At 41.8% G+C, this 25328-nt stretch carries 18 protein-coding genes; 14 read left to right on the top strand and 4 right to left on the bottom strand.

The genetic code is table 11. The features are described from left to right. Window positions 1-109: 109 nt before the first annotated feature. Window positions 110-1471 (bottom strand): hypothetical protein, encoded by a 1362-nt coding sequence (locus tag AC1RM2_RS01630; protein ID WP_492982736.1) that lies wholly within the window; start codon window positions 1469-1471, stop codon window positions 110-112. 339 nt (window positions 1472-1810) lie between these two features. On the opposite strand from AC1RM2_RS01630, the gene AC1RM2_RS01625 reads away from it, so the two are divergent. Next, window positions 1811-1981, top strand: coding sequence for a hypothetical protein (locus AC1RM2_RS01625; protein WP_492982734.1), 171 nt, complete (start codon window positions 1811-1813; stop codon window positions 1979-1981). A 213-nt stretch (window positions 1982-2194) separates the two neighbouring features. Here the strand turns inward: AC1RM2_RS01625 and AC1RM2_RS01620 are convergent, their stop codons facing one another. Further along, window positions 2195-2914, bottom strand: coding sequence for an RluA family pseudouridine synthase (locus AC1RM2_RS01620; RefSeq protein ID WP_477363632.1), 720 nt, complete (start codon window positions 2912-2914; stop codon window positions 2195-2197). 230 nt (window positions 2915-3144) lie between these two features. On the opposite strand from AC1RM2_RS01620, the gene AC1RM2_RS01615 reads away from it, so the two are divergent. The 11 genes from AC1RM2_RS01615 to AC1RM2_RS01565 all read left to right on the top strand — a co-directional run bounded on the left by AC1RM2_RS01615 (window position 3145) and on the right by AC1RM2_RS01565 (window position 16173). Beyond that, window positions 3145-3621, top strand: a complete 477-nt coding sequence (locus AC1RM2_RS01615; protein ID WP_492982732.1) for a hypothetical protein — start codon at window positions 3145-3147, stop codon at window positions 3619-3621. Window positions 3622-3843: 222 nt separating this feature from the next. Next, on the top strand, window positions 3844-4899 hold the full coding sequence (locus tag AC1RM2_RS01610; protein ID WP_492982730.1) for a UDP-glucose--hexose-1-phosphate uridylyltransferase: 1056 nt from the start codon (window positions 3844-3846) through the stop codon (window positions 4897-4899). Between the two features lie 42 nt (window positions 4900-4941). Continuing rightward, entirely contained in the window at window positions 4942-6117 is a 1176-nt protein-coding gene (locus AC1RM2_RS01605) for an aldose epimerase family protein (protein WP_492982728.1), read from the top strand. A 270-nt stretch (window positions 6118-6387) separates the two neighbouring features. Further along, entirely contained in the window at window positions 6388-8226 is a 1839-nt protein-coding gene (locus AC1RM2_RS01600; protein ID WP_492982726.1) for a T9SS type B sorting domain-containing protein, read from the top strand. Between the two features lie 286 nt (window positions 8227-8512). Then, on the top strand, window positions 8513-9118 hold the full coding sequence (locus AC1RM2_RS01595; protein ID WP_492982724.1) for a GIN domain-containing protein: 606 nt from the start codon (window positions 8513-8515) through the stop codon (window positions 9116-9118). Window positions 9119-9249: 131 nt separating this feature from the next. Next, window positions 9250-9969 (top strand): head GIN domain-containing protein, encoded by a 720-nt coding sequence (locus AC1RM2_RS01590; RefSeq protein WP_492982722.1) that lies wholly within the window; start codon window positions 9250-9252, stop codon window positions 9967-9969. Between the two features lie 38 nt (window positions 9970-10007). Then, window positions 10008-10985: a c-type cytochrome gene (locus AC1RM2_RS01585; RefSeq protein ID WP_492982720.1), complete on the top strand. Its 978-nt coding sequence runs from the start codon at window positions 10008-10010 to the stop codon at window positions 10983-10985. Between the two features lie 268 nt (window positions 10986-11253). Then, a complete protein-coding gene (gene tig / locus AC1RM2_RS01580) occupies window positions 11254-12609 on the top strand; it encodes a trigger factor (RefSeq protein WP_492982718.1) in 1356 nt (451 codons plus the stop codon). Between the two features lie 340 nt (window positions 12610-12949). Next, entirely contained in the window at window positions 12950-13678 is a 729-nt protein-coding gene (locus tag AC1RM2_RS01575; RefSeq protein ID WP_090649479.1) for an ATP-dependent Clp protease proteolytic subunit, read from the top strand. A gap of 150 nt (window positions 13679-13828) precedes the next feature. Continuing rightward, a complete protein-coding gene (gene clpX, locus AC1RM2_RS01570) occupies window positions 13829-15067 on the top strand; it encodes an ATP-dependent Clp protease ATP-binding subunit ClpX (RefSeq protein WP_477363605.1) in 1239 nt (412 codons plus the stop codon). 251 nt (window positions 15068-15318) lie between these two features. Continuing rightward, a complete protein-coding gene (locus tag AC1RM2_RS01565; RefSeq protein WP_492982715.1) occupies window positions 15319-16173 on the top strand; it encodes an AMP nucleosidase in 855 nt (284 codons plus the stop codon). Between the two features lie 117 nt (window positions 16174-16290). Here AC1RM2_RS01565 and AC1RM2_RS01560 read toward each other — a convergent pair whose 3' ends face one another. Next, window positions 16291-22143: an alpha-2-macroglobulin family protein gene (locus tag AC1RM2_RS01560; protein WP_492982713.1), complete on the bottom strand. Its 5853-nt coding sequence runs from the start codon at window positions 22141-22143 to the stop codon at window positions 16291-16293. Window positions 22144-22310: 167 nt separating this feature from the next. Between AC1RM2_RS01560 and AC1RM2_RS01555 the strand changes: the two genes are divergently transcribed. Next, window positions 22311-23672 (top strand): pyridoxal-phosphate dependent enzyme, encoded by a 1362-nt coding sequence (locus tag AC1RM2_RS01555; RefSeq protein WP_492982711.1) that lies wholly within the window; start codon window positions 22311-22313, stop codon window positions 23670-23672. A gap of 78 nt (window positions 23673-23750) precedes the next feature. Further along, window positions 23751-24122 (top strand): NTF2 fold immunity protein, encoded by a 372-nt coding sequence (locus tag AC1RM2_RS01550; protein ID WP_492982709.1) that lies wholly within the window; start codon window positions 23751-23753, stop codon window positions 24120-24122. Here AC1RM2_RS01550 and AC1RM2_RS01545 read toward each other — a convergent pair. Next, a complete protein-coding gene (locus AC1RM2_RS01545) occupies window positions 24119-25243 on the bottom strand; it encodes a DUF6438 domain-containing protein (RefSeq protein WP_492982707.1) in 1125 nt (374 codons plus the stop codon). The genes AC1RM2_RS01550 and AC1RM2_RS01545 overlap by 4 nt on opposite strands. Window positions 25244-25328 lie beyond the last annotated feature (85 nt).

Raw genomic sequence — 25328 nt, 5'->3', positions numbered from 1 at the left:
ATATTTTTAAACTCGTGACGGTGATGTATTTTGAAAAAAATGAAAAATAGAGCAGGTTTATAAACGGAAATGGCTAAAAATCTTTAATTGTATTAATCTATTCGGACGATCAATCCATTTCGCTTAGCTTTTCTGAAACGTTTTTTACGTTTTTGTCCAATTCCTCGGCCGAGTACAGTAAATGTTTGCGTATTTTAAGTAGTTCTTCTTTGGTTTCAATGTCTTTAACCAGGTCAAGCAGGCCCAATATGTTTGATAGGTGTTTGCGTACTTCGTGCGAGTTTATTGTGGCCAGCTCTTGTTTTTTAGCTGCGAACAACAACTGCTCGTAATGGCGTTTTTGCCTGCTGCTGCGGTAAAAAATAGCCACCACAACAACCGCTAAAACAGCAATAGCAATGGCAAATATCATCCATAAACGTTCGCGTTCATACCTTAATAAGTTTACATAATATAAGCTTTGAACCTCATTTACTTTTAATTGCGATGACTTATTGCCTGCCTGCGAAAGATTATTGAGGTTTTGCTTTAACTGGCCCAATGCCAGTTTAAAGCTGCGGGCTGCTAATTTGCTGTCATTTTTACGTTCAGCTATTTCCCCAAGCACTTCATATAAATGATATTTTATTTCGGGATGGTTTATTTGAGATGGCTGGGCCAGTTGTTTATCTACCATGTATTTTGCAGAATCAATTTGGCCGTTGCTTAAATAAGCATCGGCCAAAAGTTGTTCCTCCAGGTCGCTTTTAACGTACAGGCTATCTTTTAATAGTGAGTTGATCAGCTTTACCGCACCTTTATAATCATGCTTCAGCAGGCTTAGATAATAACCGGTACGTTTTTGATAGGTGTATAATTTATAACTTTTATACGTTGGATCAAATAGTTTTTCGTGATAGATTTTTAATGAATCGTAATTGTTAGTCCTAAAATAGTTTTCGGCTTTGTTATAAGTGATGATGGTTGAAATAGCCGGACGGTTAATTTTATTTTCTTCTAATATCTTTTGCGCCTGGTTAAGATAGGATAACGATTGGCTGTATAAGCCGCTTTTATAATCTACATCTGATATATTAACGTTAAGTATAAGCTCTAAACTTGGATTATTTAGTTTTTTGATTTCCTGTTTAGCCAAATCGTAACTATTTAAAGCTTCAATAAAATTACCTTCATCGGTTTGCAAAAATGCGAGGTGGATGAAATATTGTTGAAGTAAAAAATGATCGCTGCTTTTGTGCGCTTCATCAATAGCTTTTATCAATGATTTTTGAGATTCCTTTAAATTGTTGAGCCGTCTCTGATAAATGCTTTCCATGAAATACAGCATCGACGATTTATTATCAAAGTTAAACGTGGCAAACGTATTTGTAACATCTTTCTTTTTATCGATGAGCTGGTTTAAAGGAGCATTTTGAAAAAACGACTTTACATATCGGGTGATTTTTGTTTCCCTTTCTGTTTGGTTTTTCATCAAAATATAATCTATCAGGCTGTCTTTTTTAGCATGAGATTGGGCACATGTCGCTTTAGAGAGACAAATAAATAATAATAGTATAGGGATATAGCGCAGTATTTTCAACGTGCCGGCAATTTAGGATAAAAATACACTTGCTAAAGACAAAACCAAACATATAAATTAAATTATCCGTAAACATATAATTACCGGGAATGGCTTATTATTATATTTTGTGTTAAAAAAAGGAGGGGAATGAATTAGATGCCACATTCGTTTTACGGAAATTGTTTTTCTATTTATTTGATATTAACGTATATTTACATTATTTTTGAAAAAAACTAACCCCAGTTTATTATGAAAAAAACCGCACTTTTAATTATGGCAATTATTGTTGCCACGTGCTACTTTTCTTGTAAAAAAGAAACTATAGCGCCTAAGAAAACTATTACTAATGGAGTAGCTAATGGCAAAAAAGACACTATATATATAAGAACTACTCTGTTGAAAGACACAATATATAAATAGTAGTTTTGGCTACTGTGTAAAAAAGACAATCATAAAAAGGTTGTCTTTTTTTATTTGCAGCCTGTGTCATCGCGTAAACTGGATCAGTCCGGAAAGTTTTGCCATGAAAGTATCGGACACGTCTTAATAACGGATTTATCAACTTAATAAAAATGTGTCCTATGTCGAAGAGAAAGCTGTTTATCCCGGAGTAGATCATAAGCAGTTAGAAAACTAACTATCAAATTTCTCTAATAGTTTTAGTAGCGTTTCAAAATCCTTGGGATAGGGGGCATGTATAGTGACTTCTGTCTCAAGGTTTATCTTGAAAGTAACCTCGTAAGCGTGTAAGGCAAAGCGTTTCATAATTGGCAACTCCTCCTGGTCTTTTCCTAAATGATACTTTCTTTTTATTTTAGATAAAAATACCGGCTCGCCTTTGTACATCTCGTCACCAGCTATTGAGGCCCGTTGGGTGGCCAGGTGAATCCTTATCTGGTGCATACGGCCGGTTACAGGCCGGCATTCTACCAAAGTATAATGCTTAAAGTATTTTAACGACTGAAACCAGGTTTCGGCTCGTTTGCCTTCTTGTCTGCTAATGGTTACATTCCCTTTGCCTACATTTAATATCGGCAGGTCAATCAGTAAGTTATCAAAAGTATGGGTTCCGTCAATAATGGCGTGGTACACCTTTTTTACCTGCCGTTTTTCAAACTGCATTGATACCATCCGGTAAGCTTCCGGGTTTTTGGCAATAATAAGTGCCCCCGAAGTTTCTTTATCCAGGCGATGGCAAATTTGTGCATCTTCCCAATATCCTTTGGCCAGTCGTAGTAAATTTACCTCGCCGCCTTCGCGCTCATCAAGGGAGCTCAAAAAAGGAGGTTTGTTAACCACAATCACATCATCGTTCTCAAATAGTATCAGGTCGGCAAATTTCGGAAACTTCATATTTTAAATATAGCCGGCAAAAATACGGTTTATAATAATGATAACACGCCTGTCGTCATTTTTTTAAATAACAACTACATCTGTGTGGTGTTAAACAGATAGTCAAATGATGTTGTAATATGGCCTCAAAAAAGTACAATAAACTTAAGTTAAGGCCGGTTGCTTAGATAGAATAACGATGGAATAGTATTTGTTTTAGCGTTAATTAACAATCTAACTGTAAAAACAACATGAGCACAAACAAAACCGAACCTGAAGAAAAGGGATTTTTTGAGAAGGTTAAAGAAACAATTGAACATTTGTGGGAGGGTACCAAAGATACAGCCGAAGACGTAAAAGAAGCCGCAGCGGATAAACTGGAAGATATTAAAGAAAAGGTAACCACAAAAAAAGCAAACACCACTAAAAAGACTGTCGCAGCAAAAGGTGCTATAACAAAAAAGGCAACTGAAGTCGCCGATAAGGCAAAAACTGCGGTAGCCAAAGTAAAAGCTCAGGCGAGTGAAAAAGCAAAAAACATTACAGCCAAAGCAAAAACCGCTGTTGCCAAAAAAGAAGCTGCCGATGTAAAAGCGAAGGCCGAAACAAAAGCAAAAAACATTTCGGCCAAAGCTAACGATGCCGTTGCCAGCGCTAAAAAAACAGCCGCGACTAAAACTGCAAAGGCAGCAACCACAGTAAAGAAAAAAGCTGTAGCAGCTAAATAATCTTTTTAATATTAGTTTGAAAGCGATGCGCCTTACAGTGCATCGCTTTTTTAGCGCAATTCGTTTTTAATGACGGGTTTAAAGTTTGTAGGTCCCTAAACGGGTAATGGGCTTCAATCTTTTTTATTTTAAATGTAACATTTACATTTATTTTTCTACTTTTGAAAAATCAAAAGCAATTACCAATTGCCATAAGCCAATAAAACCTGTACAAATAACACAATGGAAACTAATAATTTCGATCTTAAAGAGCATCCGCACAGTCGTTTAAATATTTTAACCGGCGATTGGATCCTGGTATCGCCGCACCGTACCAAACGGCCGTGGCAAGGTAAAGTGGAAGCCACTCAAGCAAATGACCGCCCGGCTTACGACCCTCAATGCTACCTTTGTCCAACTAACAAGCGGGCAGACGGCAGCGAAAATCCCGATTACAAGGGCAGTTTTGTTTTTACCAATGATTACTCGTCGTTGCTGTTGAATACACCCGACGGCGGCCTTAATGATGATGAATTGCTGGTAGCTAATAGCCAAAAGGGCATTTGCCGTGTTATTAGCTTTTCGCCTCGGCATGACCTCACGTTGCCACAAATGGAAACTGCTGAAATTCGTAAAGTAGTAGATGTTTGGCAATCTGAATTTGAAAACCTTGCATCATATCCGTGGATAAAACACATACAGATATTTGAAAATAAAGGCGATATTATGGGTTGCAGTAACCCGCATCCACATGGCCAGATATGGGCGCAAAATAGTATCCCTGTTGAGGTAGCCAAAGAAACCCAGCAGCAAAAAGCGCACTTTGAGCAAAAAGGCCGTAGTTTGCTTGGCGATTATCTGGCGCTTGAACTAAAACGCCAGGAACGTGTTATTTTCGAGAACGACCACTTTGCTGTATTGGTGCCGTTTTGGGCGGTTTGGCCGTACGAAACCATGATTATTAGCAAAAGGCACGTTACCAGCATTCTGTATTTTACCGATGATGAAAAAGATGCCCTTGCTGATGCTATTAAAAGGCTTACGGTGAGATACGATAATATGTTCGAAACCTCGTTCCCTTACTCGGCGGGAATGCATCAATCGCCGGTTAACATGGGCGAGCATCCTTACTGGCACTGGCACATGCACTTTTACCCACCGCTGCTGCGCTCGGCAACGGTTAAAAAGTTTATGGTTGGGTACGAGATGCTGGCCAATCCTCAACGCGATATTACCGCCGAATATGCAGCCGAAAAACTGCGCGGATTAAGCGAAATTCACTATAAAGTGAAAGGGTAGGTAAAAAAAGCTATTTTTAAACCAACTAATATAACCCTATCTATGAATCATTTATTTAAAAATCTATCATTAATTATGATACCTGCCTGCCTATCTTTGGCGGCTTGTAATCAACCATCAACCCAACAGAAAACCAGTATGACAGATAGCACCAAAACGGATAGCACCAAATCATTCGCTGCTGCATTTGAATCAACCATCAATGGTAAACAAACTCATCTTTACACCCTTAAAAACAAAAACGGCATTACCGCTACTTTTACCAATTATGGTGGCCGCATAGTAAGCCTGCTGGTGCCCAATAAGGATGGTAAGCTTACCGATGTGGTTTTAGGCTATGAAAGTGTAGAAGGCTTCGAAAAATCAACCGAGCCTTATTATGGCGCAACTATCGGCCGTTTTGGTAACCGTATTGCCAAAGGGCATTTTAAAATTGATGGTAAAGATTACCAATCGTCAATCAACAATCCGCCAAATACGCTGCATGGTGGTAAAAACGGGTACCAAAGCGTAGTTTGGGACGCCAAGCAAATTGATTCGACCACGTTGGAGCTTACCTACCTGTCAAAAGATATGGAAGAAGGTTTCCCCGGCAACCTTACTGTAAAGGTGATTTACAGCCTTACCGACAATAACGAATTTAAATGCGTTTATGAAGCCCACACCGATAAAACAACCGTGGTAAACTTAACCAACCACGCATTTTTTAATCTGAATGGCGAAGGCAGCGGCACCATACTTAATCATTTAGTACAAATTGACGCTGATAATTACACTCCTGTTGATGCCAGTTTAATCCCTACAGGTAAAATTGAGCCGGTAAAAGGTACACCGTTTGATTTCACCAAACCCGAAACCATTGGCAAACGCATTAATGACGATAATTTGCAACTAAAAAATGGTAAGGGTTATGACCATAACTTTGTGCTTAACAAACATGATTTAAGCACCCCGATTGCTACTGTAATTGGTGATAAAAGCGGTATTAAAATGGAAGTTTACACCGAAGAGCCAGCAATGCAATTTTATAGCGGCAACTTTATGCAAGCCAAAAACGCCATGAAACGCGGTATTAAAGATGAATTCCGTACCTCATTTGCTATGGAAACCCAACACTACCCTGATTCGCCAAATCAGCCGCAGTTTCCGTCAACCGAGCTTAAACCGGGCCAAACTTATAAAACCCAATCGCTATATAAGTTTACGGTAGTGAAATAAGCTTGCAACTTTTTAGATATTTTGAAAAGATCCGGTCATTTGGCTGGATCTTTTTTTTGCCCGATTATACGGCCATCCATCGGGTTGCCTGTTTTTCGTACCTTCAAGAAGCATTAAACACCTTCATCTCAAATCTCATATCTCAAATCTCACATCTATGCTGTATCTTTCGGCCAGCCAACAATGAACCCTTTATTGTCAACCCTACTATTAAAGAAACGGTTACGTGCAAAGCATTGCCTTTGGTTGGTGTTATTTTGTATATTCCAATTGGCGTTTGCGCAAAAAAGTAGCGCGCAGCTGGTAACCATCGGCTCGCAGCCAACAAGCGGCTGCGTTGGGCAGCCTATTGCGTTTACGGCAGTTGCCGCTAATCTGGGCGCGGCACCGGCCTACCAATGGCAGGTGAATGGGGTTAACGTGGGTTCCAACCAAAATAAATTTACCAGCAGCGCACTTGCTAACGGCGATGTTGTGCAATGTCGTGTAACTACGCCTGGCCCAAACGGTACAGTTAGTACTACCAATAGTAACGCACTTACCATGACCATTCTGTCGCCGCCCACTATTGTGCAGCGTGATACCGCTATTTGCCCGGGCAGTACTATGGTGCTCCAGGCCGATGTTTCCGGCGCGGCATATGCCAAATTTAAACCGGTGGATTTTTCGAACCAATTCAATTTCAACATCTCAACCAATACTTTCGGGCATCAGTTTGTCAATTGCCCTACCGGCAATGTCACTTTCAACGGAGTTCCGTACATCCTGTACCCCTGGAGTGATATGTTTACCGGCTGGAATGCAAGCAACGCTACCGGCTCCGATCCGCGTAAACTGTTTATCCCGGTCAATGAGGATGGTGCTGTGGCCATCAACCTGCTGGCCAATACCTATTTCGGTGTACCCGGCCCGGCATCGTATGTAAGTGTAAGCTTTTGGGCTAATGGTGCTGAAGTGTACAAAAAAGATTTGATAGGCGATCAGGACATCCGCGACTTTAACGCCGCCCAGTTTACCAACCAAATTAATAACACCACCACAACTAACGCCTGGCTATCGCCCAACGGGCAAAACCGGCTCGATAATGTGCGCATCAAGATGCCAACGCCAACCCGGATAGATAGTATTGTAGTAAATGATCATGGCGGCAACGGCCAGCGCCTGTTCATCATCGGCGCCACCGTTGAGAAAACGCCTGTCGCGCTAAAATGGTCTACAGGCGAAACTGCGCCATCTATTACCATTGCACCATCGCAGCCAGCAACTTACACCGTAATGGCCACTAATGGGGTGGCCAGTTGTAGCGGCGGCAGTATCAACGTAAGCTTTACTACGCCGGTGGTGCCGTCAATAAGTATCAGCCAGTTAACCGGCAACGTTTGCCCGGGCAATCCGGTCACCTTTACTGCAAGCGTGCTTAACGGGGGCAATGGGCCTGCACTCCAATGGCAGGTAAATGGTGCCGATGCAGGTACAAATAGCTTCACATTTACTACCAGCAGCCTTACAACCGGCGATATAGTAACCTGCCGGGTAACCCCACACAACCTGTGCCTTACTATACCCACAGCAACAAGCAATACACTTACAGCAACGCTGTTACCGCAGCCCGTGGTTGATGCAGGCCCCAATGTAACCATTCACCAGGGCGATGCCACCCAGCTAAAAGCCACCGCAAGCGGCGATATATTGAGCACGCAGTGGAGCCCGGCTACCGGGCTTGATAACCCCGGCATACTTGACCCCATAGCTACGCCAACTCAAACCACCAAATACACCTTGCTGGTGCAAAACCAAAGTACCTGCACGGCTACCGATAGCCTGATTATAAAAGTGCTGCCGCTTGATGTGCTGATACCAAATGCTATCAGCCCCAATCATGATGGTGTAAACGACGTATGGAATATTCAGCACCTGGATCAGTTTGCTACCTGCACGGTAAGCATATTTAACCGCTACGGGCAAAAGCTTTTCACATCTACCGGCTACGCCCGCCCATGGGATGGTACCTATAAAAACAAGCCCCTCCCTGCCGGTACCTACTATTACATTATTGATTTGAAGGACGGCAGCGCAGTACGATCGGGGTATGTAGTGTTGGTGTACTGAAGTATAGTATCGAGTAGTAAGTAGTAAGTAGTAAGACAGCTGCAAAGATTGGTTAGTCCGAAAGTCAAAGAATCTTGATACTTGATACTTACGACTTGATACTATCCCTGATACTTTCAAAAAATATTTCCTCCGTTCACCGATGATTTCACAGCGTTCGCCGATAAAAACCGGGTATACATCTAAATCAGCCAAAACCGCTGTAACGTTTTAAAAACGGGGGCGTCTTATTGGTGTATTTAAAAATAACACAATACAATTACTTGACAATCAAAATATTAATATCATGAAAACTACATTATTAACCATCGCCGCTTCATTAGTTTTAGTAGCTGGTTTATCAAACACAACTTTTGCATCTACAAAAAATACTCAAAATGTTGCTACCGTATTAACCGATGTAAGCAACATCAATAAAATTGAAGTTCGCGGTAATGTTGAGCTTTATGTATCTGCCGGTACTGCCGATCAGGTTAAGGTTTACAACAAATACTACGCATCAGGTGCATTGGTACAAAGCTCAAAAGGTGTATTGCGCATTGCATCATACAGCAACGAAAAATTAGTGGTTTGGGTTACTGCAAATGACCTGCGCGCCATCAGTGCTTATGATAACGCCGAAGTAAAATCATTTGGCAAACTATCTGCCATTGATTTGGATGTTAACCTGAGCAACAACGCTACTGCTAAGTTAGATTTGGATACCTATAACACCAATGTAAACGTAAGCAACAATGCTAAAATTGAACTTGCAGGTACTACAGAAGTTTATACCCTGAACCATAACCTGCAATCAAGCGTTAATAACAACAACTTTATCGCCGGTACTTATACCGATAAATTAACCGGTATCACATCTGCCAAAAACGAAAATGAGTTAGCCGGTTTGTAATTATATAAGCATCAGTAACTTTTGCAAAAGTCCATCATATATTCTGAAAAGCTATCATTTAAAATATGGTAGCTTTTTTTAATTTTGATGTAACATCTCAATTCAAACCAACGTCAAAAAAACAAAACACTATGAAAAAATTTAACCTGAATATTGCCGCTTTAGTTGCTATTGTATCTGTAAGTACATTTTCATCATGCCGCTTTCATTGCGTGCGCGGTTCTGGCAACATGACAACCGAGAACCGCCAGGCCGAAGAGTTTACCAAGGTAGATGTTGCAGGCGCTTTTAAAGTAATTTTAAAACAGGATAGTTCGCTAAAAATTAGCATTACCGGCGATGATAACCTGCTTAAATACGTATCAACTTCTGTTGAAAACGGCGAGTTACACATCAAGTCGAGAAAATCTTTTTGCGACGATCATATTGAGATCACCGTTGGTGTGCATAACCTGAAAGAAATAGGCGCATCCGGCGCGGTTGAAGTATCATCAGACGGAAAAATAAATGCCGGCGATTTTAAGTTCGACTTATCGGGTGCCACGAAGGTTAATATTGACCTGAATGCGGCCAACGTAAAAACCGAGGGCAGCGGTATGAGCGAATTAAATTTGAAAGGGCAAGCGGCATCACACAACGTTGAATCAAGCGGCGCCACCAAGATCAATGGATTTGATTTTGTTGTCGGCGATTACGAAATTAATACTTCGGGTGTGAGCAACTGCAAAATCAATGTATTAAAAACGTTGAATGTGCACTCCAGCGGCGCTGCCGAAATTCAATATAAAGGTTCGCCTGCAACCGTAAATAACGATAAATCTGGTGCATCAAGCATTAAAAAAGTTGACTGATGCCAACATCAAATTGAAATACCTACCACTATCTTATCATGAAAAAGTTTTTAAAATACGCAGCTTACGTTGTAATAGCTGTTATCTTAATTATTGTAGCAGGCGTATCATACATTACGCTTGCTTTGCCTAATGTGGGCAAACCCGAAGATATTAAAGTAGAAGCCACGCCACAACGTATTGAACGTGGTAAATACCTGGCAAATCATGTTACCCTGTGTATGGATTGTCACTCTACCCGCGACTGGACAAAATTTGCCGGCCCCATGCTGGAAGGCACCGAAGGCAAGGGTGGCGAAAAGTTCACGGCGGCAGACGGTTTTCCCGGCAATGTAGAAGTGCCCAACATCACCCCTTATAATTTAGGCAGATGGACGGATGGCGAACTGTTTCGGGCTATCACCACCGGCGTAAAAAAAGATGGTTCGGCCATCTTCCCGCTGATGCCCTGGCCATATTACTCCAAAATGGACCGTGAAGATCTTTACAGTATTATAGCCTATATCCGCTCGCTTAAACCAATAAAAGCAGATTACCCCAAAAGTACGCTCGATTTTCCGTTGAATATTTTGGTACATACCATGCCGCAAAAGGCAAGTTTAGGCACACGCCCGGATGAAAAGGATACGCTGAAGTACGGCGAATATCTGATAACCTCGGCTGCCTGTATGGAATGCCACAGCCAGGTAGATAAAGGTAAAATAATACCGGGTTTGGAATATGCCGGCGGGCGCGAATTTGTAATACCAGGTTATGGCGCCGTAAAGTCGTCAAATATTACATCCGATAAAGAAACCGGGCTGGGCAGCTGGACAAAAGCGCAATTTGTAAACCGCTTTAAGGTTTATGCCGATACCACAAAAGGGCCGGCCGGTGTTAAACTACATGAATACCAATCAATTATGCCGTGGTATAAATACGCCGGCTTAAAAACAACCGACCTGGAAGCTATTTACGCTTATGTTAAAACCATTAAACCGGTTAAAAACCAGTTTGTAAAATTTGTAGCGAAGTAATTGTAAATTATGAGAAGTAAAGTTGCCCGGCGGATTCAGGCTGAAACGCCTCGCCACGTACGGGTTTTTGTGCGGTGGTATACTTATATTGTAGTCTGGGAAAATAAAATAGCGCAGATGAAAAATCGTTAGTGACGAACAAAAGCTTTATATATGCAGGAGTTTTAATTAAAAATAAATTCATACTTTTGCGCCTCGAAATTTGTATAGTCCGCAAGTTATTTTCGGTCTACATTTCAATGGATCAATTAAAATACCCGGTAAAAAGATGAATATTACACAGGAAAAAGTAGATGCCCTGAATGCAGTTGTTAAGATCAATATCGATCCTGCCGATTATCAGCCACGTGTTGATAAAGCGATAAAAGAAAACGCGAAAAAAGCAAAGTTACCTGGTTTTCGCCCGGGAATGGTGCCAGCATCACATATAAAAAGAATGTACGGTAAAAGTATTTTGGTTGACGAGATCAATAACCTGTTACAGGACACCTTAACCAAATATATTGAAGAGCAGGACCTGCGCGTATTAGGCCAGCCTTTGCCAAAAACTGATAACGAAAAAGAATATAACTGGGATTTTGCCGATAATTTTGAATTCAATTATGAACTGGGTTTAGCTCCTGAATTCAATATTGACTTTTCATCAAAAGATAAAGTTACCCAATACGTAATTAAAGTTGATGACGAAACATTAGCTTCACGTATCAAAAATATTCGCCGTAGCTATGGCAAAATGACAAATCCTGACGTATCGGCAGACGATGACGTTCTTTACAGCGAATTAGTCCAGCTTTCTCCGGATGGTAGTGTTTTTGAGGGTGGAATAAGCAATACAGCATCTGTACGTTTAGACCAAATTAAAGACGAAGCCATTAAAGCTTCATTAATTGGTTTAAAAAAGGGCGATGTATTGACGTTTGATATTCAAAAAGCTTACGATAACGACGCAGCTAAGGTTGCCGGTTTATTAAAGATAGAAGAAGACGAAGCGGCCGATTTACAATCAAACTTTCAGCTAACTGTTAAAAATGTTAACAGGTTAGAAGAAGGTGATTTAAATCAGGAGTTCTTTGACAAATTATTTGGTGAAGGTGTAGTAACAACCGAAGCGGAATTTACAGCTAAAATAACCGAAGAGCTTGAAACAATGATGGTGCAGGATAGCGAACGCAAATTGCAGGACGATATCTACAAAGCAAGCATTGCTAAAGTTGACTTTAATTTACCTGACGATTTCCTGAAACGCTGGTTAAAAGCTACCAACGAAAAACTAACTGCAGAAGAGCTTGAAGGCGGTTATAATGATTTTGCTCAAAACCTTAAATGGACTTTGATTGAGAACAAAATAATTACCGATAACAAAATCGAAATTAAATACGATGAGGTTTTCGCGCTTGCAAAAGTAAGGTTAGATCAGCAATTTAGGATGTACAGCCCGCAGGCTATCCCTGAAGATCAGTTGGCACAATACACTGTACAATACCTGCAAAATAAAGAGAATGCTAACAAAATATTCGAAGAAGTAAAAGCATTAAAGGTGTTTGATTATATTAAAAGTGTAATCACTTTAGATAAACAAGACATCCTGTTTACTGATTTTAATAAATTGGTTTCTGAGAAATAAGGAAACTCGTTTTAAATATATTTTACCAAAAGCAACTCACAAGGTTGCTTTTGTTGTATAAAAAGGTTTATATAGGATCGTCATTGCGAGGCACGAAGCAATCCCCTACATGCTAATCGACTATGTATATCGGGGATTGCTTCGTGCCTCGCAATGACGGGCGGGGTAGGCGCACCTTCACTAAAAAATAGCTTTTGAAGACACTCCCTTCCGGGGAGGGTTGGTTGGAACTTTTTTTTACTTTATACAAACTATCTTCCTAAAATTGTATTCAACTAAAAACTATATTTATCCGCAGGTAAAATGCCTGCATCCTAAAAATAAAACATACACAAACACCATGAGTAATAATATCGATAAAAACGAATTCAGAAAATACGCTGTTAAACATCACCGTATTAACAGCCTCTTTGTAGATAAATATCTTGGAAATTTTGATAGCCGCCGCATGCCGCAAGGCATTGCTACAACGGTACCAACCGGCATGACGCCGTACATTATTGAAGAGCGCCAGCTTAACGTTGCCCAGATGGACGTTTTTTCGCGTTTGATGATGGACCGCATCATCTTCCTTGGCGATGCGATTTATGAAAATATTGCAAACATTATTCAGGCTCAATTGCTGTTTCTACAATCGGCCGATGCTAAACGCGATATCCAGATTTATATCAATTCACCTGGTGGTTCGGTTTACGCCGGCTTAGGGATTTACGATACCATGCAGTTCATTTCAAATGATGTAGCAACTATTTGTACAGGTATGGCCGCTTCAATGGGCGCTGTGTTATTAGTAGCAGGTACGGAAGGTAAAAGGGCAGCGTTACCACACGCAAGGGTGATGATTCACCAACCATCGGGCGGTGCGCAAGGACAGCAATCAGATATTGAGATCACTTACCATGAGATCACTAAACTGAAAAAAGAATTGTACCAGATAATTGCCGATCATAGCGGCGCCTCATTCGAAAAAGTTTGGGATGCATCAGACCGTGATTACTGGATGATTGCCGAAGAAGCCAAAGAATTTGGTATGGTAGATGAAATTTTAAGAGGAAATAAAGGGAAATAAGTCCGGAAGTATTTAGTTGGGAAGTCCGAAAGTCGGTAAAGCCCGAAAGTGAGTTTTTACTTTCGGACTTCCGGACTTTACCGACTTTCGGACTACTCCACTTTGAAATCTCGCTCTAAATAACTAATTTTGATTAAGTAAACGAATCAGATGAATAAAAACAGTAAGGAAATCAGGTGCTCATTTTGTGGCGCCGGTAAACAGGATTCCCTGATGTTGATTGCGGGGCTCGACGCTCATATCTGCGATAAGTGCGTTAACCAGGCTAATGAAATATTAGCTGAGGAGTTAAAGGTACGTAAAGTAAAGTCGTCGCCGCTGGCGCCTGCCTTGCTTAAACCGTACGAAATCAAAACTCACCTCGATCAATATGTTATTGGTCAGGATGATGCCAAAAAGATATTATCAGTAGCCGTATATAACCATTACAAGCGCCTTAACCAGCGTATTGATAAGGATGAGGTTGAGATTGAAAAATCAAACATCATTATGGTTGGCGAAACAGGTACAGGTAAAACACTGCTTGCCAAAACCATGGCAAAAATATTAAACGTTCCGTTTTGTATTTGCGATGCCACGGTACTTACCGAAGCCGGTTACGTAGGCGAGGATGTGGAAAGCATCCTGACACGTTTATTGCAGGCTGCCGATTATGATGTAACCCTTGCCGAAAAAGGCATTGTATACATTGACGAGGTTGATAAAATTGCCCGTAAAAGCGATAACGCTTCCATAACCCGCGATGTATCCGGAGAAGGTGTGCAACAGGCTTTGTTGAAGATACTGGAAGGTACCATGGTTAACGTACCACCCCAGGGTGGCCGTAAACACCCCGATCAAAAAATGATTACGGTGAATACCAGTAACATCCTGTTTATATGTGGTGGCGCATTTGACGGTATAGACAGGAAGATAGCCAACCGCCTGCGTACCCAAACAGTTGGTTATAAATTAAAGCGCGATGATGGCGAGATAGATATGAAAAATCTGTACAAGTACATCACCCCGCAGGATTTAAAATCATTTGGCCTGATACCCGAGTTAATTGGCCGTTTGCCTATATTAACTTACCTGAACCCGCTTGACAGGGGAGCCTTGCGCAACATACTCACCGAGCCTAAAAACTCGTTATTAAAACAGTACAAAAAACTGTTTGAATACGAAGGAGTAAAGCTGGACTTTGAAGACGAAGTGCTGGAATTTATTGTTGATAAGGCGATGGAATTTAAGTTGGGGGCAAGGGGCTTGCGCTCAATTTGTGAAGCGATTATGATAGATGCGATGTTTGAGTTTCCATCAAAAAAAGATGTGAAACGCCTGCATATCACGCTGGATTACGCCCACGAGAAATTTGAAAAATCGGATCTGAAAAAATTAAAAGTAGCTTAACCTCCCGGTAAAACCCCGAAGCTATCTTTACTAAAATAACACAGACCCTGGTGAAACGCCGGGGTTTGTTGTATCTGACAGTTTGCATTGGGCAGTTTGCAGTAGGCATAGTTATATATGTAACCGCAAACTGATAACTGTAAACTGCGATCTGCAAACTGGCAACTGCCCACCGGCAACTGCAAACTGATAACCGAATAAGGCAGCCCCAACAGGCTGCCATTGCTGGTTAAAACAAAAAATTATTTAATATGAACGAAGAATTAAATGCAAAAAAGAACCCTACCGATGCACCGGTAGTAAAGGAAGTGCAATCGCCCGTAAAATCGGGACTGAAGACAAAAGAGGCCATTGTGGCCAACTGGCTGCCACGCTATACCGGCCGGCCGCTTGAGGCTTTTGGCGATTATATCATCTTGACCAATTTTTCTAAATACATCCAACTATTTAGCCAGTGGAACGATGATGCACCAATAATGGGTCTCGAAAAGCCGATGCAAAGCGTTACTGCTAATGGTATTACCATCATCAATTTTGGTATGGGGAGTTCGGTGGCTGCTACCGTGATGGATTTGCTTACCGCCATACACCCCAAAGCGGTTATATTTTTGGGCAAATGCGGCGGCCTGAAAAAGAAGAATGCCGTAGGCGACCTGATACTGCCCATAGCCGCCATCAGAGGCGAAGGTACATCGAACGATTACTTACCACCGGAAGTGCCTGCATTGCCATCATTTGCCCTGCAAAAAGCCATATCAACCACCATTCGTGATTTTAGCCGCGATTACTGGACAGGTACCTGCTACACCACCAACCGCCGCGTTTGGGAGCACGATAAAGTATTTAAAAAATACCTTAAAGATTTACGTGCCATGGCCGTAGATATGGAAACCGCAACCATCTTCACCACCGGCTTTGCCAACAAGATCCCGACAGGAGCTTTGCTACTGGTATCAGATCAGCCAATGATCCCCGAAGGTGTGAAGACCGCCGAAAGCGATTCTGTTGTAAGCGAGCAATATGTTGAAACGCATTTGAAAATCGGGATCGAATCGTTAAAACAGTTAATCAACAATGGGTTGACGGTGAAGCATTTGAAGTTTTAAGTTGGTTCATTAGAAGATCGTCATTGCGAGGTACGAAGCAATCCTCGATAAGACAAGTTGATTAGCTTGTAGGGGATTGCTTCGTACCTCGCAATGACGGGTGGAAGTCAGGTGTGCTTATTTACCCACAACTACCTGTTTCATCCCTTCCCTGCCATAAAACACAGGGAAATACATCATCTCGGCTTTAGCGGGGTTAAGGGTGTATTTGCCATCATAGCGTGGTATAAGATTGACGGTGAAAGTATATTTTCCCTCTTTTAGTTTGCGGCAAAATATACTTACTTTCTCTTTAAAGTATTCCCTATGAACTTCATTGTTGCTCCAGGGCTGGTCCTTATTTTCATAGGAACAACCTGCCGGGATGGGGATTTCTATCATCACAAAATCGGCATCGCCTTTGGCAGTTACTTCGGCTTGTAATTGTACAACTTCGCCGCCTTTAAGGCTGGTGATTTTATGCTGTTTTTGCTCGAACCAGGTATCTACGGTAAATTCCTTGCTTACCTTTTGGGGCTTGCTGTTCCAGAATTTTTGGGAACCGGTGATGTATACGGGCAAGCTGCCGGTTTTGCTAACGCTGATGTTTTCAGGTTTAAACGTGGCGGAGTAGGGGAAAGTGCTTATTGTTTGGGTAGCTGCTCCCTTTATGGTGATGGCCGATGGTTTAACCTGTTTATCCGCAATCAGCAAATCGGGCAGAATAGTTTCCAGTATCAATGCCGATTCATAGGTGTTGCGCCATTCGCCATGGCTGCGCTGTTCTAAAAAGTAGCCCTGTATTTTGCGCAATAATTCAGGGTGTTTGCCCTCGGCTTTAATAATATGGTAGGCTAATACACTTAGCTGAACAGAATTGTCGAAAAAACGGTAACTGTCGTCGCCCCAGTAGCTGTTGCCAAACAAGGTGTGATGTTCTTTGGCAAATAAACTATCCAGCTTTATAGGTAAGCCTGTTTCCTGCTTTACCAGCATCAGCCTGAATTTGTCATAGGTTGATAGGGAGAAGCCTGTTTGCTGCTTAACTGCTTTGTTTTCCTTTTCAACTACGTCGATATATTTTTGATAGTCAATCTTAGCTTCCAGTTTGTGAAGCAACTCCAGGCAGGTGAGCTTATCAGCGCCACGGTAGCTTTCCAGTTGATAAACCAGGTAGTCGGTCAGTTTTTGTTTATCCAGCTGAACCATGTAACCCTCTTTCTGTGCATCCAGCAATGCCTCTACCGCGTGCAGGCTAATCCAAAGCTCTTCGTCTGTATCTTTCCACCAGCCCCAGGTGCCGTTGGTTTTACGGTTTTCCTGTAATTTTTTAATTACTTCCTGTACGTTTTTGCCATATTTAAATTCTTCCCCGGTGAATTTTTTGATCCGGCGTTCGGCCAACAGGCCTTTTAATTTTGAGGCAAGTTGTTCGTTGCACAGGTATTTGTATTCACGCAGCTTGCGGGTTTCTTCGGCCAGGGTTGGCAGTACCGAAGCCTCGGCCCTGAAAGTTACCGGCCCCATTGCAGGGTTGAATTTTAGATTTACAGTAGTGTCGCCATTTAAGGCATTAAATATCCCTTTGGTTTCTTCAACGCCTTGTTTTATAACAGGCACCTTACGGCGTTCGCCATCAAAATAGCCGTTGTCGCGTTTGATGGTGTATTCAAAATTGAGGCTATCGGTGTTATCGGCGACTATGCCCAGCGTATCTATTTTTGAGTTTTTAACTTCAAGGTCGTTCTGTTGCAGCTGTTTACCATTGTAGGTAAATGTGCGGGTAAGCTTTACAGCAGTTGAATTGTAATTCATCACTTTGCCAATCAGTTTCATCTCGTCGCCGGCTACAGCAAACTGCGGCGCTATAAAATTGGCGCTGACAGGTTTAAAGGATTTGATGCTGTTTTGGGTAAAGCCGGTTTGTTGCTTATCGGATATACCGATAATAAATGTGCGCCAGTTGGTAATATCATCGGGGAAGGTAGCCATAAAGCTTGCCTTGCCCAGAGCATCGGTGGTCAATTTTGGCTGCCAGTAGGCGTAATCGGAAAAGTTATTGCGTAATGTATGTTCAGTTTCGGCCCGGCCGGCATCGGTTGCTTTATCTGCAGGTGCGCCTGGCTTTGGTTTGGTTCTGATAACAATTACCCCGTTGGCGGCACGGGCGCCATATATGCCGGTAGCTGCAGCATCTTTCAATACGCTTATTTCACCAATACTTTCTTTGTCTATACCATCCATACTGTCAACAATTTCACCGTCCACAACAATTAATGGTTTAGCCGATGAAAGGGTTGACACTCCACGTATCTGGATGGAAACGCCTCCACCGGGTGCGCCGTCTGTTACCACCAACCCGGCAACCCGGCCCTGCAAGTCAGATATTGTACTTATTGATCCGGTCAAGTTTTTTCTTAATGCGGCGCCATATCCAATAACCACTACTTCGTTAAGCGCGTTGCTTGACGCTTTGAGGCTTATCTTTACGGTAGCTCCCGGTTGAATGCCGATCTCTTTTTGCTCGTAACCAATAAAACCAACCACTAATTTACCATTCGCGGGTACCCTAAGCTTAAAGTGGCCGCTAATATCAGTTACGGCACCTGTTGCAGTTCCTTTTACCCTTACACTTACGCCTGGTATAGGCAATTTATCTTCAAGGCTGGTAACTATGCCCGTCATTACGTTACTAAAATTATCGGTGTTTAAATATTTTTCATTAAAGGCTTCTTTTATTTTTAAGGCATCATTTTCAATGGCATAGTCTTTATAATTATACCCGGCGGTCCTGTTATTGATAATATTGCCAATTTTGATGCTTACCGAATCTTTAGGATGGGTGGGCAAAATATCAAACTTATAATAGTTGGTGCCATAAGGTCTGATGCTTACTTTTTCTTTCAGGTCATATACATCGCCTTTTAACAGAAACATAATGCGGTAGTCGCCGATTGCCAGGCGGTAAATGTTGGTAGTATTACCCGGATAAATTTGTATGTAATCCGGATCGTTATACTTGTAAATAATCACGTTTTTTACCAATAGGCGATTGTTTTTAGGCTGATTAACTTCAAAATTAAGATTGCCTCCTACGCTGTTTGAAAAATCGTTATTGAAAAGTTGCTGCGTGTTGCTGCGCAGATCGAGGTATTGTTGCCAGATGTCAGTCGCCTCGTTTTTGCCGAGTACATGCTGGGTGTAATCCGGTTCGCCTGAATAAGATGATAAAACCGGGTTAAACGGATAAGTTGTGGGGATGCTTTTTTGCTTGAGCAGGCCCGGCTCAAACAAATAGTTGTAGTTAGGTTCAGTTTCAAACAGTCTGTCTTTTTCACCGGTTACGTTAAGGGTGGCAAAGTTACTGGCTAATGGCCCGGTAAGGATGCTGCTCCTGTATTCGTTTTGCGGGTTCAGCATAAACAGGCGGTCGTTTTGTTGCAGAAGGGCCATTTTAACACCGAAGTTATTGGTAACCGTAATCAGGTATTTATTGATCAGGTCCGACTCGTAGCTGCTCAGGGTGTCGGATACCGCGGTTGAATTTGCATTAGCCGCATTTACACTGATAATGAGTTTTTTTGATCGCTCAACCATCACGCTATCAACCAAAATGTTTTGATGGCTGGTCCTGAAACGTAGCGTATGTTTGCCAGGCGCTACCGCAAAACTATAACGTTTCAACTGCTGGGTTTGATCAAAGTAAACAGGCCTGCCATCTATATAAAGGATATGTACCGGCAAAATATCGCCATCCTTAACCACAAAGGGTGCAACCTGGGTAACCGTATCCGCAATGCTTTCTTCTATCCGGTAAAACTTCCCGGGGTGGGTAAACTGAAAGTAAGCAATGCTATCTAAGCCAATCTCGCGGCCCCAGCGGTTCCAGTTTAGTTTTAATGCGCCTTCGCCATCTATTTTCAGGATATTAAAAGGCTTTTTAGGCTTACGGTAGGGGTAAACCTTACCCATATAAGGTACAAACGGCACTTTATAATCGGTAAATTTACTGGTCATGGACCAAGCCGTTAAATCGGCATTGGCAACGGGTTTTCCTGCATTGTCGGTAACCACAATATCCGTTTTAACCCGCTGGCCCGGATATACCGATACCGGCTGTTTCACGTTAATGGTAAGCAGTTTATCGCGATAAACGATGTCGGCAGCCTGGGTTTTACTTTCGCCGGCCCAAACATAATGAACCAGGAAATTTACATTGTTTTTGCCGCTGTAAGCCTTTGCATAGGTAAGATTATCGGCCTGCCCGCCATCTATCAGTTTTTGCCCCGCGAAAACCGAATACCAGAAATGCAGATGGCGCTCATTTTCAACTTTTACAAACAGCGAATCGGCCGTGCGGTAACTCGATGTGGAAAATCCGCTTTCGCTATTTTTCAAATCAAGATCGCTGTATGCGCTATCGGCCTCAATATTATAACTGTAGGCATTGGGGTTGATGATGGTTTTAGATGGCAGCATTACCTTGACTTTAGATAAGGTATCGTTTTGGGCGTCCACGGCGCTGATGATGGCGGTAGCCTGCGTTTCTTTACCGTTATCAAGATACGTAGCAATTAAAGTATCCCCGTTTAATTTCGACTCTATATGGTACCTGTTATAAGTAAAAGTCATCTGTTGTGCATCCGACTGGCTTTCATTGTTGCTGTTTAAAAATTCCGAACTGATCTCGTAGCTGATATCAGCTTTAGGGAAAATGGAATCCGGGATCATTAATTTGGTTTCGCCGATGGGGTCAAGCGGCATTTTATACGTCCATAGAGTATCGGGTACAAAAAGGTGCTCCGGCTGAAACCGGTTAGTGCCCCGCGAAAGCAATGTTATGGTAACACGCCCGTCGGCAACAGGTAAATTATTTTCGTCAACGGCTTTCAGGTAAAGCGCCGGCGGGTTGCCCGGCGAATGCGCTGTTTTATCAACCCGGGTGCTGAATTTAATTGATTTTAATTCGTATTCCTCGTATTTAAAATCGCCCGTTAAATAAACTTTTCTTTTCGCCAAAAAGGCCCTTTCGTCATCGCCGTCGTATTTGTCCAGATCATATTTAACGCTCGATGGATCTTCCAGCGAAATGGTATAATCCTCATCAAGTGAAAGTTTCAGGCTATCATTTAAAACAAAGCTGTATTCATAGGCTCCATTACGGTAGATGTTAACCTTGCCTATGATTTTACCATCGTCATCGTTGCGTTCTTTTAACCGTACCAGTAGCTGGGGCGCATCTATCGGTTTTTTTGATTTTCGCCCCAAGATAACAGCTTTAAATTTTACGGTGTCGTTGGGTTTGTATATTGCTTTGTTGAAGACCAGGTACCCCATATAGTTATAGAAGGATGGCGACCTCCCATTTCCGTAGTGTTTCCTAAATACTCTTTTTACAGCATACCATTTTCGTTGAAACCAATTGTTTGGTTTGCCATAGCTACGATATTGGTATGGCTTCTCCTGCTTAACCGAAAAAAAGTTGCTCACCCCGGCATAATCAACCTTTAATACGGTGTCTTTTTTTGATTGATTAGCTAAATACAAGCCGTTTTTGGTATCATAGGCTACCATTTTATTATTAAACGTAACAGCGGCGTCATTAATAGGGCTGCCTTGCTTATCGGTTAAAATAAAACGCAGGTCATAATTATTACGCATCAACTTCAAATAAGCCGAGCGGTTTTCAATCAGTTTATACAACAACTTGTTTTTTTGTACATACACCTTTAAATAGTTGCCTGCCGGGAGATTGTTTTTCCATTTGTCGTCCGTTTTAGAGGAATCAACGGGGTGCTGCAATATTTTTTCGTCCGGGGTCTGGCCGGGGTATTTGTAAAACCTCAAAACATCGTCAGGCCCAATTTTATAAATGTAGGTGTAAAAACTGCTTTGCCTGCTTGGGGTAAGCAGTTTTTGCGCGAATGCATTGCCTGTAACAAAGCCCGAAATGATGATAAGCAGTAAGTTTTTTTTATAAAGTGATAACATATATAGGTATGTTTTGAGGCCTGGCCCCAGGTTTAAATATAAACTTTGTGTTGGTACGTTTAAATGATGCACATCTATTTACTTTTCCATAAAGAAAGTTCAGTTTATAAAAACTATTTTTGAGGTGTAATCCCGCTTAGTACACCGGGTTAGTAGATATTAAATTTATGTGGCATAACAACATATTAGATACCATTGGCAACACGCCCCTGGTTAAGTTAAATAAAGTAACAAAGGACATCCCGGCAACGGTTTTGGCCAAAATTGAAACAACCAATCCGGGTAATTCCATTAAGGACCGTATGGCCCTTAAAATGATTGAGGATGCCGAAAAAAGCGGTAAGCTTAAACCGGGCGGTACCATTATTGAAGGTACATCGGGTAATACAGGTATGGGCCTGGCTATTGCTGCGGTGATAAAAGGCTACAAGTGTATTTTTACCAGCACCGATAAACAAAGCAAAGAAAAATTTGATGCCCTGCGTGCCTTTGGTGCCGAGGTTATTGTTTGCCCAACCAACGTAGAGCCGGAAGACCCGCGGTCATATTACTCCGTATCGTCGCGCCTGGAGCGCGAAGTGCCTAATTCATGGAAGCCCAACCAGTACGATAACCTGAGCAATTCGCAGGCGCACTATGAGCAAACCGGCCCCGAAATTTGGGAGCAAACCGAGGGCAAAATCACGCACCTGGTGGCTGGTGTAGGCACCGGCGGTACCATATCCGGCACAGCGCGTTATCTTAAAGAAATGAACCCCAACATCAAAGTGCTGGGTATTGACACCTACGGATCGGTATTTAAAAAATACAAAGAGACCGGCGATTTTGACAAAAACGAAATTTATCCTTACATCACCGAAGGTATTGGCGAAGACTTTTTACCGCAAAACGTTGATTTTAGCCTGATAGACCACTTCGAAAAAGTGACCGATAAAGATGCCGCCCTGATGACCCGCGAGGTTGCCCGCAAAGAAGGCATCTTTGCCGGTAACTCCACCGGATCGGCCGTGGCCGGGGTGATTCAGATGAAGGATATGTTTAAAGAAGGGGACGTAGTCGTGATCATTTTCCCCGACCACGGTACCCGTTACCTGGGCAAAATGTACAATGACGACTGGCTGCGCGACCGCGGTTTCCTGAAAGATGGCAAACTTACCGCCCGCGACATCATCGGCAAAAAAGACGTACAGGAAATTATCACTATCGACTGCGAAAAATCGGTGCTGGAAGCAATTAACACCATTAAATCGCTCAATATCTCGCAAATCCCGGTTACCCAAAAAGGTATGGTGATAGGCAAGATAACCGAAAGCGATATCCTGAATTCGCTGTTAGAGAACCCATCCATCAAATCGCAGCCGGTTAAAAATATTACCACCGCGCCGTTTCCGTTTGTTGATCTGAATACCTCTATCGACCGGATCTCGGGCATGATCAATAAGGATAACATTGCTGTACTGGTTGAAAGCGAAGATGGCAAAATTGAGATTATTACGCAGTATGATATTATAAACGCGATATCAGCTTAGATAGGATAGTATCAAGTAGTAAGATTTTTAGAAGGTGTTATGCTTGGGCATGGCACCTTTTTTAGTTTATATTTGGGTATGAAATATCTGCTTATATGTCTTTTATTCGTTCCCTTCTTTGCTTTTGCTCAACAAAAGGATAAAGAAGTGACTGAGTTTTGGAGATCAGAAATAAAAAAAGCACTTACCGACAAAAAACATCAGCAGGTACCTTACATGGTTATTCCGGATTCTGCCACGGCTGTTGCCGTTGCTGAGCCTATTTTATTTAAAGTTTATGGCAAGGATGAGATATTGGGCGAAAAGCCCTACAAAGTTGATGCTGTTGATGGCTACTGGGCGTTAATAGGAACCTTGCCCGAGGGATATGTCGGCGGCACATTTGTTATAATTTTGTCTGCTAAAGATGGTAGGGTTATCAAATTGACGTATTATAAGTCAGGGTATTAATCATATTCTTCAATCTTTCGCCATTCCCAGTTTTTAATGTTTATATCGTAAAAATTAAAACCTATATCGATGGTTGTTGGCTTACCGTTTGTAATGAAAGTGTAGTAACGGCCATCGGTATTGATGTCATAATAAGGGAAATCACTAAGTTCAACGTGTAATTTAAACCTGCTGTTAAATCGTACATCTACCTGTTTTCCGTTCCTCAAATAATCAAATAATAAGAAAGTTTCCGATTCGGTATGCGGTACTATGCGGCCATCTTTCCTGAAACTTGACCCTCTGACTTCGTTAAAACGTGGAAAAAAAGCAGGTGCGGAGTTTGGCGTTAATTTGATGTGCTGATATAGATATCTAATTGGCTTATAAGCCCACACAAATTGTTGTGGGGCTACTTTTCCGTAATCTGTTATTGACTTATATATTTTGCCATCTTTTACAAATGTAGTTGTTATCGTTTCATCGTCAGTCCAGCCCGCGCTATAATTGTTTTTTAGTGAATCTATCTTAGTTGCAAAGAAATTGCGCTGTAGCATTTGAAATCTTTCTATGGATATTTTACCTGCATAGGTTCCTTTTTTACCGGTATAGCCCAAACCTCTGAATAATACAGTTCCGTCGTTATTCAGTATAATACTCATAATTGGGCATGTGCCATAACAACCCGATGTTGCCAAAATTATTTTATCAAAATCAGGATTTTTATAGTTTACCGGTTTGTAATGCTTAAAGGTTGCGATCCCGCCCAATAAATTAAATTGCAAAGTATCAGATGTTAATTTGATGAGCTTGCAACTATCCCATTTGCTGTCGACCGGATTTAAAAGATATAAACTATCATTTGTAATACGATATTTTGAACGATTTCCCAGATATATGGTAGTGCTATCTGTTCGTTTTAAATAACCAGCTTTGTTGTCAAAAACACCATCAGCGTAAAAACTAAAGGCGGCATTTCCAAAACCAGGCGGCTCTAATACAACATGGTCTTTTCGGGAAGGTGGCGGATTTCGCACTTGTATCCAATCGCCCAAAATGTTTTTCTGACTGAGTAATTGTTTGTTGCCGCAGGCCGATGATATAAGTACGATGAGAAAAATGAAATTGGCAAGGCGGTTCATGATAAGCTATAAATAAGGTATTGTTGAACGCAAGAATGCATACGTTATTATGATATAACCCCTTTTTATTAAGCCGTCTTTGAAG

The sequence above is a fragment of the Mucilaginibacter sp. GW822-FHT03E02 genome (assembly GCF_058801545.1).
This window is presented reverse-complemented; position numbering and strand designations above follow the sequence as displayed.

Bases quoted from the DNA above. Each gene is read 5' to 3' on its own strand.
- AC1RM2_RS01555 (WP_492982711.1), top strand. From the start codon at position 22,311: ATGTGGCATAACAACATATTAGATACCATTGGCAACACGCCCCTGGTT.
- AC1RM2_RS01610 (WP_492982730.1), top strand. From the start codon at position 3,844: ATGGAAACTAATAATTTCGATCTTAAAGAGCATCCGCACAGTCGTTTA.
- AC1RM2_RS01630 (WP_492982736.1), bottom strand. From the start codon at position 1,471: ATGAAAAACCAAACAGAAAGGGAAACAAAAATCACCCGATATGTAAAG.
- AC1RM2_RS01585 (WP_492982720.1), top strand. From the start codon at position 10,008: ATGAAAAAGTTTTTAAAATACGCAGCTTACGTTGTAATAGCTGTTATC.
- AC1RM2_RS01625 (WP_492982734.1), top strand. From the start codon at position 1,811: ATGAAAAAAACCGCACTTTTAATTATGGCAATTATTGTTGCCACGTGC.
- AC1RM2_RS01590 (WP_492982722.1), top strand. From the start codon at position 9,250: ATGAAAAAATTTAACCTGAATATTGCCGCTTTAGTTGCTATTGTATCT.
- clpX (WP_477363605.1), top strand. From the start codon at position 13,829: ATGAATAAAAACAGTAAGGAAATCAGGTGCTCATTTTGTGGCGCCGGT.
- AC1RM2_RS01575 (WP_090649479.1), top strand. From the start codon at position 12,950: ATGAGTAATAATATCGATAAAAACGAATTCAGAAAATACGCTGTTAAA.
- tig (WP_492982718.1), top strand. From the start codon at position 11,254: ATGAATATTACACAGGAAAAAGTAGATGCCCTGAATGCAGTTGTTAAG.
- AC1RM2_RS01550 (WP_492982709.1), top strand. From the start codon at position 23,751: ATGAAATATCTGCTTATATGTCTTTTATTCGTTCCCTTCTTTGCTTTT.
- AC1RM2_RS01615 (WP_492982732.1), top strand. From the start codon at position 3,145: ATGAGCACAAACAAAACCGAACCTGAAGAAAAGGGATTTTTTGAGAAG.
- AC1RM2_RS01595 (WP_492982724.1), top strand. From the start codon at position 8,513: ATGAAAACTACATTATTAACCATCGCCGCTTCATTAGTTTTAGTAGCT.
- AC1RM2_RS01545 (WP_492982707.1), bottom strand. From the start codon at position 25,243: ATGAACCGCCTTGCCAATTTCATTTTTCTCATCGTACTTATATCATCG.
- AC1RM2_RS01605 (WP_492982728.1), top strand. From the start codon at position 4,942: ATGAATCATTTATTTAAAAATCTATCATTAATTATGATACCTGCCTGC.
- AC1RM2_RS01560 (WP_492982713.1), bottom strand. From the start codon at position 22,143: ATGTTATCACTTTATAAAAAAAACTTACTGCTTATCATCATTTCGGGC.
- AC1RM2_RS01565 (WP_492982715.1), top strand. From the start codon at position 15,319: ATGAACGAAGAATTAAATGCAAAAAAGAACCCTACCGATGCACCGGTA.
- AC1RM2_RS01620 (WP_477363632.1), bottom strand. From the start codon at position 2,914: ATGAAGTTTCCGAAATTTGCCGACCTGATACTATTTGAGAACGATGAT.